We start from the raw sequence: 14,183 nt of genomic DNA on the forward strand, positions 1-14,183 counted from the left end.
TTGGCTCCCTTCTTGCAGTGTGTTTGTTTTATCAGACGGCTTGTGAATGCCGCCCGTGCGCGTGGTTGAGATAGGTATCAAATGCGGCACAGACTGCACGCACCAACGGACGGCCCAACTCGCTCAGTTTAATGTAGTTCCCCTGAACCTCGACAATGCCATCCCGGGTCATTGCCTTGATGCGCTCAAGTTCTGGTGCGAAGCGATCGGCCGAAATGCCGTGGCTAGCGCAAACCGGGTCAAGGTCAACGGCAAGATTGCACATCAACTCATTAATGATGTCGCGGCGCAATTTGTCCTCATTGGTCAGGGCAACACCCTTTTCAATAGCGCATTTGCCGTCTTCGACCGCGCGCTGCCAGCGGGCCAGCGCCGGGTCATTTTGCGCATAACCCTGCGGCAGGGACGAAATTGCAGACGGGCCAAACCCGATCAGGGCTTCTGCCCGGTCGGTGGTGTAGCCCTGAAAGTTCCGGTGCAGCAGGCCATCAGACAGGGCGCGCGCCATGCTGTCGGCCTGATGGGCGAAGTGATCAAGGCCGATGGCGACAAAGCCATGCTTGGCAAGGCGGTTCTGAATTTCCTCATACTGCGCCCAGCGTTCCCCGGTATCTGGCAGGGCCTCGGTCGGGATAAGCTGTTGATGCTTTTTCATCCATGGCACATGGGCATAGCCAAAGACCGACAGGCGATCGGGGCAAAGCTCCACAGTCTGATCAACCGTTTCGCGCAGTGAGTCGACGGTCTGGAACGGCAGGCCATACATCAGATCGACATTGATGCCGGCAATCCCGTGCGAGCGCAATTTGGCAATCACATCACGGACAAGCTGCATGCTTTGAATGCGGTTAACCGCTGTCTGGACCTGTTGGTTGAAATCCTGAATGCCGATACTGGCACGGTTAAAGCCGCATTCGACCATGGCTTCCATGAAATCATCGGTCGCGGTGCGCGGATCCATTTCAATGGCAATTTCGGCATCATCAAGGATATCAAGGCGAGAACGAATTGCGGCCATGATGGCGCGCAGATCGTCGGCCTTGAGGATGGTCGGGCTGCCGCCGCCAAAGTGAATGTGCGACACCGTGAATTTCTGATCTGTGGGCAGTTTGCCAAGGGTGCCTTCGATCTCTGTCAGAAGGGCTGTGACATAGCCATTCACCGGTTTGTAAGTTTTGGTGATCTTGGTGTTGCAGCCGCAGAACCAGCACATTTCCTCGCAATAGGGGACATGCAGATAAAGCGAAAGCGGCTGTGCGGGATCAAGATCACCCAGCCAACCTTCAAACACCTCGCCATTCACATCGGCATGGAAATGCGGCGCGGTCGGATAGCTGGTATAGCGCGGCAGTCGCAGGTCGTATTTTTCGTAAAGGGCAAGCTGCATGACGGACATCCCGATAATTCGTTCTGTCCGTCTTTTGCATTATTCCAAACTTGCCTTCCTTGATATGCGTCAAGGGTGGGGAACAGGGAAGCCGTGTCGTTCGCTTAACGCCAGCAAAATGTTGTCCTTGCCATCAATGAAGGCATGACCATTTGCGGTGCCGGTTTGAAGCGATGATGTATCGCCGGATTTCAGGATCATTACCGGAAGTGACTGATGATCTTCGCCCAGAAGCGCAATCACATCGTGCCGAGGACGGGGCCAATTGATATGACGAATATCAAGCCCGGCAAGCAAGTCTGGGAAAGATCCCAAAACCCCATCAATCAACGCACAATGCCAGCAGTAAAAGCGTTGGTTTGGCCATGCGGGATCTTCAAAGTCGGGTTTGAGCAGGAATATCGTATCGCGTTCAAGATCCGGCATCGGGTGTGGCCCTTTTGGTGGTGGCACTGTGCTTGCGCCGTGGCGATGTCAGGGGCGGCCTTCAAAGATGCTTGAAGGCCGATATCAGATCGGCACGAAGGGCGGCCAGACGGTCACGGCCCTCGTCTTCGTCATAGGGTTTGGCGGTGCCAACACCCCAAACCGGGCCTGGCCATACGGCGTCGTCCTTGAAGCGGCCAATGACGTGGCAATGAAGCTGCGGCACCATATTACCCAGCATCGCGACATTGGTTTTGAAGGCATCAAAGCGACGTTTGATGACGCTTGAAACGGCAGCCACTTCATCGCCCAGGATTTTGCGATCTTCCGTACTCAGATCGTCATAATCGACAAGGTCGGGGCGTCTGGGTACAAGAATGAGCCAAGGATAACGCGCATCATTCATCAAAAGCACATGCGATAGCGGCCCGTCGGTGACGAGGGTGGTATCGGCGGCAAGCTGGGGATGAAGGGTGAATGCGTTATTCATGGTCAGTCCTTGTTATCGTGATAGCCCGATCAATGTCCCTGCTTATAACCTGCCGTGCTTTCTCTGTCTTGGTCTGTGGTGTGAAATCCGTCAGATAGCTTTGCGGATAGGTGCGAAAATTGGCGGGAAGGTCGGGCCCTCCCGCCAGGGAAGTCATGCGACCTTTACATCGCGATGTTTGGCAAGAAGCTGATCAACAAGACCGATGACTTCTTGTTCGGCTGCGTGAATGGAGGCCTCGGTTCGTTCGTCGGCGAACTCGTCATATTCAATGGCGGCACCAAACTGATCGGTGATGCCGATATATTGCAGCGGGGTAAACAGCCCGCCTTCGACAAAGTTCAGGTGCGCAATACGACCATCGGGCCCATAGCCATAGTCGCCACGTGATGACAGGGCGACAATCGATTTGTTGCCGGTCACCATTGGCCAATAGGGGACGTCGCCACGCGTACGGTCAAAGCCGAATGTCCGGCCAACGCGGACAATGTTATCGACCCAGGCCTTCATCTGTGACGGCATGCCGAAATTATACATTGGTACCCCGGCAACGATGATGTCGGTGGCAAGCAGTTCGTCGACCAGTTGATCGCTTTCGCGCAAGGTGTGACGCATCCATTCTTCGCGGTCTTCGGGTTTGGTGAATGCTGCATGAACCCAATCTCCGGTCACCGGGCTTGGCGGATTTGCGCCGACATCGCGATAGATGATTTCGGTTTCCGGTCGCTTGGCCAGCCAGTGTTCGATGAACTTGGCCGTCAAGCGGCGGCTGTGCGAACCATGTTGTTTCTGATCGGACCTGCCGGGCCGGGCGCTGCTGTCGATATGAAGAATTCTGGTCATCATGTTCTCCATGTGATGAAAATGGTTCATCTGTGTTTTGGTTTGATGACCAAGGATTGACGGAATTTCATTCACACGGCAAAATCGAATTCCTCAGCCAACAGATGAGTTGAATTCATTCATATGTCGTTGCCGCCGCTTGCGACGCTGCGCGCCTTTGAAGCCGCAGCACGCCATCAAAGTTTCAAGAATGCCGCATCCGAGCTTGGCGTCACGCCGACCGCGATCAGCCATCAAGTGCGCCTTCTTGAAGACACGCTGGGTGTCCGGTTGTTTGACCGCAAGCCACGGCAGGTTGTTCTGACCGATGTCGGGCAGGAGTTGTATCCGGTTTTGCGTGATGGCTTTGCCGCCTTTGCCAAGGCAGTTGATCGGGTGCGGAACCGCCCGGTATCGCGCAGCATGACGGTTTCGGTCATTCCATCCTTTGCGGCAAAATGGCTGTTGCCACGCCTGTCGCGGTTTCAGGCAGAATACCCCGATATCAACTTGCGACTTCACACCTCGCCAGAGGCCGTCGACCTTGACCGTGGTGTGGCGGATGCTGCCATTCGATATGGTGTCGGACCCTATCCGGGACTGGTTGCACACACGATGTTTCGTGAACAGTTCGTGCCACTTTGCAGTCCGGCACTGGGCCTGAAAAAGCCGGAAGACTTGCGCAATGCGACCTTACTGCATTTTGACTGGTTACGCCCCGATGATGCGACTCCGACATGGCAAAGATGGGGGCAGGTGGCAGGTGTTGCCGATCACTTGCCGTCCGCCGGGATCAGTTTTTCTGATGACAGTCACGCCATTCAGGCGGCGATTGCAGGCCAAGGCGTTGTTTTGGCCAGTCCGGTGATGGCACGCGCAGAAATTGATGCAGGATTGCTGGTGATGCCATTTGGCCCGGAAATCAAAGGTCATTGTTATCACTATGTGCATACCGGCCGGGGCGATAACCTCCGCGAAGTTGAAGCATTCGGTGCCTGGATTGAAAGCGAGGTTTCCGCTTCGGTCCCGGTTACCGATCAGTCCAGTGATTGACGATTGACCGTGTGGATGGAACGCATTGGGATGTTTCGCGTTCTGTTTAAAGGCAGTTAATCGACGCCCTTTTGCGACATGCGTAACAACGGTGTTTTCGCATAAGGTTTGTCAGCACAGCAGGAGCACAAAACTCATGTCAGAACGCAAACGGGTCGTTGTTGTTGGAGCCGGTTTTGCTGGTATGAGTGTCGCCAAAAAACTGGCGGGCAAAGATGTCGACGTCGTTTTGATCGACAAGCGCAATCATCACCTGTTTCAGCCCTTGCTCTATCAGGTGGCAACAGCCGATCTCTCGCCAGCGGAAATCGCCTGGCCGGTCCGCAGCATTTTCAGTCGGTCTGCGAATGTTTCTGTTTTTATGGGGGAAGTGACCGGCATTGACCTTGACGGCAAACGGATCATCGGTGGTGATCGGGAATTGGGTTATGACTTTCTCGTTCTCGCGACCGGGGCGGTGACATCCTACTTTGGGAAAAATCACTGGGCGCGGGCGGCGCCAGGATTGAAAAACATCTCCGAGGCCACCGATATCCGAAAAAGGCTTTTGCTGGCGTTCGAACGCGCTGAAAACAGCGAGGACGAAGCAGAAAAACGCAAACTGTTGAATTTCGTCGTGGTTGGCGGCGGGCCGACGGGTGTTGAAATGGCAGGCGCGATTGCAGAGCTCGCCAAGCAGGCCCTTTCCCATGATTTCCGCCGTATCGACCCGCGCGATGCCAATATCATCTTGGCAGAAGGCGGACCGAAGCTTCTGGCAGCCTTTCCGGATGATTTATCGGACTATACCCAAAAGTCGCTTGAGACGATGGGTGTCGATGTCCGTCTGGGGCAGCAAGTTTCCGATATTACAGTGGAAGGTGCCAAGATTGGCGATGATTTCATCCCCAGTGCGAATGTCATCTGGGCCGCGGGCGTCGAGGTGCCCGACCTTAAGGACTGGACGGAAAAGCCAGTTGATCGTGGCGGGCGCGTTATTGTCGAAAGCGATCTGTCTTTGCCGGGGTATGACAATGTCTTTGTCATTGGCGATGCGGCGCATGTGAAGTGGGGCAACGATCAGACCGTTCCGGGTATTGCCCCTGCGGCCAAGCAGCAAGGCAAATATGTTGCCGGTCGTATCCTTGATGTTTTGAAAGGACAAAGCACGCCGCCGTTCAAGTACAGCCATGCAGGCAACCTTGCGACCATTGGTCGCCACCGTGCTGTGATTGATCTGAACGGGTTCAAGATCAAGGGCTGGCTGGCTTGGTGGATATGGGGCTTGGCCCATATTTACTTCCTGATCGGCATTCGGGCCCCCGCACTTGTGATGGTGCAGTGGGTCTGGAGTTACCTGTTCCGCAAAAAGGGCGCGCGATTGATCACGGGCTCTGATGCGCAGTCAAAACCGTAAGGCTAACCGAATATCGTTGACCTCATTGTGTGGATGCGAAACCATCGACGCGATTTCAGCAACTCCCATCAGGTGACCCATGCCCCGCTTTGCCGCCAACCTTTCGTTTCTGTTTGCCGACTTGCCGTTTGAAAAACGGTTCGCCGCGGCGGCAGATGCAGGCTTTGTCGGGGTGGAATATATCGGCGCCTATGACATGCCGTTATCGATGGTCAAATCGCTTTTGAATGACAATGGTCTGGAACAGGTTTTATTTAACCTGCCCGCCGGTAACTGGGAGGCGGGTGACCGCGGTCTAGCCTGTCGTCCCGGGCGCGAGGAAGCTTTTCGCGACTCTGTCGTGCAGGCGCTTGATTACGCGGCGGCAACCGATTGCAAGATGCTCCATTGCATGGCGGGGCTTATCGGCAAGGGCGAAGATCCCGACGAACTCGCCCGGCTTTATTGCGACAATCTGCTTTATGCTGCCGATCTTGCCGATCAGGCCGGCGTCGATATCCTGATCGAGCCGATCAATCCGCTCGATATGCCGGGCTATCTGCTTAATTCCATCGAACAGGCGGCCGTGATCCTTGAACAGCTTGATCACCCGCGCCTGAAACTGCAGTTCGATATTTATCACGCCCAGATTGTTGGCGGGAACATCGCCGCAAGATTGGACAAGCATATCGACAGCATCGCCCATGTGCAGGTCGCGGGAGCGCCGGGACGGCATGAACCCGACAGCGGGGAACTGAATTACCCCTTCCTGTTCTATATGCTGGATCGCATTGGCTATGAAGGCTGGATCGGCTGCGAATACAAGCCGCACGGCAAGACCGAAGACGGGCTTGGCTGGGTCCGGCCATGGATGCCAAAACCCGGCGCCTGATCGCCCGGATTTATTCGATCAGGATGGCACGGAAATCGTTGACGTTGGTTAGCGTCGGGCCGGTCACCAGAAGATCATCGATCTTGGCAAACGCGCTATAGGCATCGTTGTTGGCCAGATATTCGCGAAGGTCGATACCGGCCTTCTTGGCGTTTTGCCAACTTTTGGCGTCAATGATTGCCCCGGCGTTGTCTTCGCTGCCATCAATGCCATCGGTATCAATTGCCAGTGCCGTGAAACCCGGTTGATCACGAAGTTGCAGCAAAAGTGACAGCAAGAACTCGCTATTGCGACCACCGCGGCCACCCTTGCCGCGCACGGTGACGGTCGTTTCACCGCCCGAAAGCAGAACACAGGGCTTTGCCGCCGGTTGGCCGTGATTGGCAACCTGATGGGTGATCCCGGCATGAACGATGGCGACTTCGCGTGCCTCACCCTCGATGGCGTCACCAAGGATGACGGCATTCAGCCCCATGTCACGTGCAACCGATGCTGCGGCCTCGAGGCTGTCCTGCGGGCGGGCAAGCATGATGGTTTCATGGCCGTCAAAGCAGGGATCATCGGGTTTAATCGTTTCGTCCCCGGCACTTTGCAAAAGGTCCTTGGCGGCCTGCGGGATGTCGATCTGATAATGGCGGATGATATCAAGTGCATCCTGTCCGGTCGTCGGATCAGACACCGTCGGCCCGGATGCAATGATCGCCGGATCGTCGCCCGGCACATCAGATACAAGATAGGTCACCATGCGCGCCGGTGCCGATGCCTTGGCCAGGCGGCCCCCCTTGATCGCGGAGAGGTGTTTGCGCACACAGTTCATTTCCGAAATCGTTGCGCCACTGCGCAAAAGCGCCTTGCTGATTGCCTGCTTGTCTTCAAGAGTCAAACCCGGACCGGGCAGGGCAAGAAGGGCCGATCCACCACCGGAAATCATGCAGACAACCAGATCATCGGGGCCGGCATCGGAAACAATATCAAGGATACGCTTGGCCGCCTTTTCACCCGCAGCATCGGGGACCGGGTGGGATGCCTCGACAATTTCGATCTGATCACACTCAACCGCATGGCCATAGCGGGTGACGACCAGACCTTCGACGTCACCTTTCCAGGCTTTCTCGAACGCGCGTGCCATATTGGCCGATGCCTTGCCCGCACCAATGACGATGGTTTTGCCCTTTGGCGGTTCGGGCAGATTGCGCGGGATCTGAACCCCGGGGTCGGCGGCCTTCAGTGCCGCATCCATCAAAGCCAGAAGTTTTTCGCGCGAAGTCGTCATATCGGGTTTCCCTGATTGGATTGTGGCCGGTTTGGTCCGGGTTTTTAGGTCGCCTGCTTGTCAGATGCGGTCTTGAAGAAATCGATCACGGCCTGCAGATGGTTTGACATCGCCTTTTCGGCGGCGTCGGGGTCGTGGGCCGCGATGGCTTCGATAATATCGCGGTGATGTTCCTGCACCATGCGATCAAAGGTCGGGCCGACCATGCCGTTGAAGCGGATTTCATTGAGTGCTGCCTGCAACACATCATGCAGCATTTTCATCACGTGATAGTAAATGATCGAGCCCGTCGCCCGCCCGATCATCATGTGCAGGCGGTGGTCATCGTCCGCACGGTATTTGGCGGCCCGCCGTGGGTCATGCGCCTGACGATAGGCCATGCGCAGAAGTTTGATATCCTCGTCACTGGCGTTGATCGCAGCCCGCCGTGCGGCCCACGTTTCAAGTGTGCAGCGAATTTCCTGAAGATCGCGCAGATTACTGATCGAATCGCGCACCAGATCGGTCATCGCGGTGTCCATGTCGATCCCGGTGGATGACAGGATTTCCGTGCCGCCACCCTGAACCGCACGCAAGTACCCACGTGTCTTGAGCTTTTGCAAGGCGGCGCGCACAGACACGCGGCTGACCGACATGCTTTCGGCAAGCTGACGTTCGCCGGGCAGGCGATCACCGGGCAGAAAAATGCCATCCGAGATCTTTTCAAGAATTTGATCGGCAACCTGATCGGCAATCCTTTTGGGACGCTTGGTTTCCGCGTCGTCTTGTGCCTGAAGCGTCTTGGCAGACGGCATGTTGGGTTGTCTCCAATCGTGTTTTTCTCTGCCAGTGCAGCGATATCGATATTGGTTCGCGCAATGGTCATACCAGTTTACGAGATGTTTGGCGGCGACGCAAAGTGTCGATATGCACCACTCGCGCTTATTGCAGTGCAATCTTGTTTCGGTAGGGATAAATTGATAGTTCAACAGGGGATGAGTGGCGTATCCGCCCCACTTTCACTGGCGCTTCGGCGGCAGTGATACCGAGGGATACCGCCATCGGACCTTGCAGATACCCAAAGACCACCAGATTTCAGGAGAACTCGCGTGCCGAACCAAGCCGGGACCCTTTTGGGCCATGATGATCCAGCCCCGTTTGAGGTATTGAACGAAAACGGCAAGGGTCATTCGCTTTTTGTCTGTGACCACGCGTCCCGGGAAATCCCCAAAAGCCTTGGTACGCTTGGCCTGCCCGAGGAAGAGCGCAAACGCCATATCGGTTGGGATATCGGTGCACGCAAGGTGACCGAAATTCTGGTCGAACGGTTTGATTGCCGCGCAGTTCTGGGCGGATTTTCACGCCTTGTCATTGATTGCAACCGCCAGCTATGGGATCCGACCGGGATGCCTGAAATTGCCGATCAGACGGTGGTGCCGGGCAACAAGAACGTCTCGCCCAGCGAACATATGCAGCGCATCCGCGAGATTTTTCTGCCTTATCACTGGGCGATCGAAGAACAGATTGCCAATTTCCACGCCCATAAAATTGCCCCGGCGCTGATCGCCATTCACAGTTTTACACCCGTGTTTCAGGGCTTTGAACGCCCCTGGGAAATCGGTGTTTTGTGGGATCAGGATGATCGCATTCCGGTGCCGTTGCTTGAGACTCTTCGGGCGCAAAACCCGGATTTGACCATCGGCGATAACGAACCTTATTCCGGGCGTCATTTGGCCGATTACACGATTGACCATCACGGCGAGGCGGCTGGTCTTCCCTGTGTGTCGATTGAAATCCGTCAGGATCTGATTGATACTGATGCGGGATGTGAAAAATGGGCAAAAATCCTTGGCGATGCCTTTGCTGACATCCTTGCGGATCCGAACCTATACAAGATCAGGAGAGACTGATTTGGCAGGGGCCAACGCGCGTGAGCCGGGATTTTCCATCGGCATAGAAGAAGAATTCTGGCTCGTGGATCGTGAAACCCGCGATCTTGCCAAAGACCCGCCTGCCGAATTCCTAAAGGATGCCAAGGCAAAGCTTGGCGATCAGGTCTCAAGCGAGTTCATGCGCTGTCAGGTCGAAACTGGAAGCAAGGTGTGCAACAGCGCACTTGAGGCGCGCGAGCAGCTTATTGAAATGCGCAGCACGCTTTCCGAGGTGGCGGCGAAATACGATATGGCGCTGCTGGCGGCATCGACCCATCCCTTTGCCCAGTGGGACGATCAGAAACATACCGATGGCGAAAGGTACAACACCATCGCGCGCGATCTGCGCACCGTGGTCGACCGGTTGCTGATTTGCGGCATGCATGTCCATGTCGGGATCGAAGATGATGACTTGCGCATCGAACTGATGGCGCAGGCGAGCTATTTCTTGCCCCATCTTCTCGCGCTCACCACAAGCTCGCCATTCTGGCGCGGCAAGGAGACCGGGCTTCAGACATTCCGTTTGTCGGTGTTTGATAACCTGCCGCGCACCGGCCTTCCGGAAGTATTTGGCTCGTGGGCGGAATATCGCCGCCATGTCGATATGCTGATTAATGCCGGTGTGATCGAAGATGGCACGAAGCTTTGGTGGGATTTGCGGCCCTCTGATCGTTGGCCGACCCTTGAGATGCGGATCGCCGATGTTTGTACCGACCTTGAGGACGCGGTCTGTGTTGCATCGATTACGCGATGTTTGATGCGCATGCTGTATCGTTTGCGGCGCAACAATCAACGCTGGCGGATTTATGCCAACATGCTTGTGCGTGAAAACCGCTGGCGGGCGTGTCGTTATGGCAGCGATCCGGGCGAGAAGGCCGGGCTGATCGATTTTGGCCGGGGTGAAATCGTGCCCTATGCCGATCTGCTTGAGGAAATCTTGGAGCTGATCCGACCCGACGCCGAATTCTTTGGCTGTGTCGATGAAGTCGAACATGCGCGCACCATTATAAAACGCGGCACCAGTGCGCGCAGACAGCGCGAAATCTATGACGCAGCAATCGAACTCGGCGCCTCGTCAAAGGACGCATTGATTGCGGTTGCCGATGTGCTGATTGAACGGACAGATCCCAACGCAAGATCGGACACCTAACGGGCTTGTCAGCGACCGGTGCATTGAGTATCGTCGCGCCGAAACGGGTTTGGGCCCTTTGAATTCCGCGCATCGGATATCCGCTGTGCAATCCATCATCGGAGAAGAATTGATGACCGAAGTCGGTGGTATCGCAGCCGATCAGCTTGCGAGTTATGTCGAGCGTATCGAACGTCTTGAAGAAGAAAAAGCCAACCTGATGGCTGATATCAAGGAAGTCTACGGCGAAGCCAAGGCGCTTGGCTATGACGTGAAAATTCTGCGCCAGATCATTCGTCTACGCAAAATGGAAGACCACGAGCGCACCGAACAGGAAGAAATCCTGGAAGTCTACAAACGTGCGCTGGGTATGAGCTGACACCATCCTGTCAGAAGACGTGCCGAGAATACCAAAAGCCCGCTTTCAAGCGGGCTTTTGCTTTTGTAATCTTGGCACATGTCAACCGCATCCCGCCCCGAAATCACCGCTGAAGTCACCGAAGGTGTCTGTCGGCTGTTATATCATCATGAAATGGCCTGCCTGACGGAGCTTCGTCTGGGCAATGGTCGCAGGCTTGATGTGTTGGCGCTTGGCCCCAAAGGGGAACTTTGGGCGGTCGAGGTCAAGTCATCGGTCGAGGATTTCCGTGTCGACCAAAAATGGCAGAGCTATCTGGATTACTGTGACCGGTTCTTTTTTGCCGTTCCGATGCACTTTCCCAAGGATCTGATTCCTGAGGATGTCGGACTGATCGTTGCCGACCGGTTCGAGGCCGCGATCATCCGTGCAAGTGCGGAAAAAAAGCTTTCCGCAGCGCGTCGAAAAAAGCTCCTGATCTCCTTCGGACAGACCGCAGCAGGGCGAGTGAACAAGTTTTCTTCAAAGGAAAATGTATTGGGATAGGCTCTCGAAAGGATAGTTTCCTGTTATTATTTCATATTTATGAATACAAATAAGTTATTGATATATAAGTGAAAATATAGATTTCAACTTGCAATATACATCGGAATGGCATCAAAACGTATAGGTTTAGGTGTGACGAAGCGCACTGGTCTAAGGGTTGTGTTTGTGCGATGCAATATAAGCATTGCGAGAACGTTTGGGCCAGACTGAGCAGTTTTCGATTTCTGTCTTTGACCTTTGTGTCGACTGGCCCGTGTTGGGTGTAACGCCCGGTTCCTTCGTCGGGGGACGATGACATGGCGGAAAAGAAACGTGCGATCGCTTTGGCTGGGGGTGGACCAGCAGTTGGTTTGAGCATCGGCGCCTTAAAAAGGCTGCGCTTGAACCCCGATCTCGACGAGGTGTGGGTCAGCCGTATCCTCGACATCAAACAGATCCGCCAACCCGAAAATCTTTATGACGCGCTGAACAATCTGGTGATGCTGTTTGCCGCAACCACCAGCAAAGATGACGTCAAGCTCTTCAAATACAAGGTCGCCGAAAGCGGGCTCGATATCCGGGGCATCGAAATCCCGGTTGAAGCCAATATCAGCTACGACTGGACGTGGGAAAACCTCGATCAAAGCATCGAGGACGGCTATCGCGCGACCAACGATGTTCTTTCTGCATATCGAAATACCACCGGCGACGTGACTGTTGCCAAACTTCTGGCGGCAAGTAACGACGCCGCCTGATGTCATCTGTGAATGTCAATTTTGGATATCCAAAGAATGAAGACTTTTGCGAATCTGAATATCGGGACCAAACTTTCCATTTTGCCGGTTATTGCGGTTATTGCGATCATCGCTGTCAGCCTGATTGGCGGGCGGGCCATCATGTCACTTTCTGATGGTCTGGAATTCGCTGTCAGCAAGGCATATCCCGAGGTCAAGGATATTGGCGAGATTGATCGTAATGTGACCCGGGTGCACCAAACCCTTTATCGCATGCTGTCCTGGTCGGCCGCCGGTGTTGAAGGCGACCGGATGGAAGCCGTTTCCCAGGATCTTGAAACCCAGATCGAAGAAGCGCGTCAGTCCTTTGTGACGTTGCTTGAAAACGAAAGTCTCCCAGAATCCGGTCGCCAGATGTCGGTTGATGCGCAGGAACGCTTTGATGGCTATCTTGGCAAGGTCAATCAGGTCCTTGGCATGCTCGACATCGACTATACCGGGGCGCTCAGCTTTTCCTGGTCTGCACAGTCCGACTATGAAGCACTGATGGATATTCTTTCCAAGCTGCGGGGAACCGCAGAACTCAGAATGGACAGTGCGAGCGGTGCGGCCATGGCGGTTGGCAGTTCTGCACAGGATCAGACAATTATCGCAGCTGTGTCGGCATCGATCGCCATGGCGGTGATCAGTTTTGTCATCGCAAGCCTGATCGGGGCGCCGGTCAAAAAGCTGACCCATGTCATGCGCGAAATTGCCGAAGGCAAAACCGATATTTCGGTTCCCTATACCGCACGCAAGGATGAGATGGGCAAGATGGCAGATGCGGTTGAAGTGTTCCGCCAGAACGCTGAAAGCCTTGAAGCCGCCGAAGAACAGCGCCTGCAGGACGAAGCCCGCGCAGTCGAGGAAAAACGCCAGATCATGCAGGAACTGGCGCGCGATATTGAAACGTCGGTACAGGGCACAGCAACGGCGGTCAGTGCCGCGATCGAGGAGATCGGCGCTTCTGCATCGGCCCTTCTCGACAATGCCGAACGCACCGATCATCAGAGCGAGAACGCCTTTGATGCATCCGGCAAATCCAGCCACAACATGGGCGAGATCGCCCAGGCGGCATCCGGCTTGGCTTCGGCGATTGCCAATATCAGCGAGGAAATCCAGAAAAGTAGCCGTCAGGCACAGGAAGCCAGCGAGCAGGCCCGCGACGCGGATGAGAAAATCCGCCGTCTTGAAGAAGCCAGCATCCGTATCGAGGATGTCGCAGCCCTGATCGGCAATATTGCCGAACAGACCAACCTTCTGGCCCTTAATGCCACGATTGAATCGGCCCGTGCCGGTGAGGCCGGCAAAGGGTTCGCCGTTGTTGCCAACGAGGTCAAAAACCTTGCCAGCCAGACGGCGAAATCGACCGAGGAAATTGCATCTGAAATTGCCAATGTCCGTGCCGAAACCGGGCAGGCGGTCGAGGCGATCCGAACGATTGTCGAAAGCGTTCAAGGCATCAATGAAATTCTGAGACTGACGGCTGAATCTGTTATGGAGCAAGGCAATGCGACAGGCCAGATCAGCACCAGTATCACCGAGGCTGCCGGTTATGCGGAAACCGTGTCAGGCGGCATTGGTGATGTGCGCGACATTGCCCGGGCGACCCGTGATTCTGCGGGAAGTGTGGGCGAGGCAACCGCTGAGCTTAGCCGCGAAATGGCAGGGCTAAGCAGTTCGGTTGATGGTCTTGTTGCACGGCTGCGCGCCGTCTGACGGACCTTTGTGTTCATTTGTTTCAACCAACCAATCGTCAATCACGACATC

At 55.2% G+C, this 14,183-nt stretch carries 15 protein-coding genes; 9 read left to right on the forward strand and 6 right to left on the reverse strand.

Annotation, left to right across the window (positions count from 1 at the left end; translation table 11 throughout):
* Positions 1–31: 31 nt before the first annotated feature.
* The 4 genes from hemN to DY252_RS09765 all read right to left on the reverse strand — a co-directional run bounded on the left by hemN (position 32) and on the right by DY252_RS09765 (position 3,149).
* A complete protein-coding gene (hemN, locus tag DY252_RS09750) occupies positions 32–1,387 on the reverse strand; it encodes an oxygen-independent coproporphyrinogen III oxidase (protein WP_064790221.1) in 1,356 nt (451 codons plus the stop codon).
* A 69-nt stretch (positions 1,388–1,456) separates the two neighbouring features.
* Positions 1,457–1,813: a DUF3088 domain-containing protein gene (locus DY252_RS09755; RefSeq protein ID WP_064790101.1), complete on the reverse strand. Its 357-nt coding sequence runs from the start codon at positions 1,811–1,813 to the stop codon at positions 1,457–1,459.
* Positions 1,814–1,874: 61 nt separating this feature from the next.
* A complete protein-coding gene (locus tag DY252_RS09760) occupies positions 1,875–2,303 on the reverse strand; it encodes an HIT domain-containing protein (protein WP_064790103.1) in 429 nt (142 codons plus the stop codon).
* A 153-nt stretch (positions 2,304–2,456) separates the two neighbouring features.
* Positions 2,457–3,149 (reverse strand): FMN-dependent NADH-azoreductase, encoded by a 693-nt coding sequence (locus DY252_RS09765; RefSeq protein WP_245960877.1) that lies wholly within the window; start codon positions 3,147–3,149, stop codon positions 2,457–2,459.
* A 120-nt stretch (positions 3,150–3,269) separates the two neighbouring features.
* Here DY252_RS09765 and gcvA point away from each other — a divergent pair, with 120 nt between their 5' ends.
* The 3 genes from gcvA (at position 3,270) to otnI (ending at position 6,445) form a co-directional block, all read left to right on the forward strand.
* Positions 3,270–4,178: a transcriptional regulator GcvA gene (gene gcvA, locus DY252_RS09770; protein WP_064790105.1), complete on the forward strand. Its 909-nt coding sequence runs from the start codon at positions 3,270–3,272 to the stop codon at positions 4,176–4,178.
* A 136-nt stretch (positions 4,179–4,314) separates the two neighbouring features.
* A complete protein-coding gene (locus DY252_RS09775; RefSeq protein ID WP_064790107.1) occupies positions 4,315–5,574 on the forward strand; it encodes an NAD(P)/FAD-dependent oxidoreductase in 1,260 nt (419 codons plus the stop codon).
* Between the two features lie 79 nt (positions 5,575–5,653).
* Positions 5,654–6,445: a 2-oxo-tetronate isomerase gene (otnI, locus tag DY252_RS09780; RefSeq protein WP_064790109.1), complete on the forward strand. Its 792-nt coding sequence runs from the start codon at positions 5,654–5,656 to the stop codon at positions 6,443–6,445.
* A 10-nt stretch (positions 6,446–6,455) separates the two neighbouring features.
* On the opposite strand, the gene DY252_RS09785 is transcribed toward otnI, so the two are convergent.
* Complete coding sequence (locus DY252_RS09785) at positions 6,456–7,718, reverse strand: glycerate kinase type-2 family protein (RefSeq protein ID WP_082923583.1); 1,263 nt, start codon at positions 7,716–7,718, stop codon at positions 6,456–6,458.
* Positions 7,719–7,762: 44 nt separating this feature from the next.
* Positions 7,763–8,512, reverse strand: coding sequence for a FadR/GntR family transcriptional regulator (locus DY252_RS09790; protein ID WP_063087159.1), 750 nt, complete (start codon positions 8,510–8,512; stop codon positions 7,763–7,765).
* A 294-nt stretch (positions 8,513–8,806) separates the two neighbouring features.
* Here DY252_RS09790 and DY252_RS09795 point away from each other — a divergent pair, with 294 nt between their 5' ends.
* The 6 genes from DY252_RS09795 (at position 8,807) to DY252_RS09820 (ending at position 14,132) form a co-directional block, all read left to right on the forward strand.
* Positions 8,807–9,607 (forward strand): N-formylglutamate amidohydrolase, encoded by an 801-nt coding sequence (locus tag DY252_RS09795; protein ID WP_064790113.1) that lies wholly within the window; start codon positions 8,807–8,809, stop codon positions 9,605–9,607.
* Position 9,608: 1 nt separating this feature from the next.
* Positions 9,609–10,778, forward strand: a complete 1,170-nt coding sequence (locus DY252_RS09800) for a carboxylate-amine ligase (protein ID WP_008891343.1) — start codon at positions 9,609–9,611, stop codon at positions 10,776–10,778.
* Between the two features lie 112 nt (positions 10,779–10,890).
* The gene (locus DY252_RS09805; protein WP_007090950.1) at positions 10,891–11,136 is read left to right on the forward strand and encodes a DUF2312 domain-containing protein; all 246 of its coding nucleotides are present in this window, start codon (positions 10,891–10,893) and stop codon (positions 11,134–11,136) included.
* A gap of 78 nt (positions 11,137–11,214) precedes the next feature.
* Positions 11,215–11,661, forward strand: a complete 447-nt coding sequence (locus tag DY252_RS09810; RefSeq protein WP_064790115.1) for an MmcB family DNA repair protein — start codon at positions 11,215–11,217, stop codon at positions 11,659–11,661.
* 296 nt (positions 11,662–11,957) lie between these two features.
* Positions 11,958–12,395, forward strand: a complete 438-nt coding sequence (locus DY252_RS09815) for a hypothetical protein (RefSeq protein WP_064790117.1) — start codon at positions 11,958–11,960, stop codon at positions 12,393–12,395.
* 36 nt (positions 12,396–12,431) lie between these two features.
* Positions 12,432–14,132, forward strand: coding sequence for a methyl-accepting chemotaxis protein (locus tag DY252_RS09820; RefSeq protein WP_008891346.1), 1,701 nt, complete (start codon positions 12,432–12,434; stop codon positions 14,130–14,132).
* Positions 14,133–14,183 lie beyond the last annotated feature (51 nt).

The sequence above is a fragment of the Thalassospira indica genome (assembly GCF_003403095.1).
In the GTDB taxonomy this organism is placed as follows: domain Bacteria; phylum Pseudomonadota; class Alphaproteobacteria; order Rhodospirillales; family Thalassospiraceae; genus Thalassospira; species Thalassospira indica.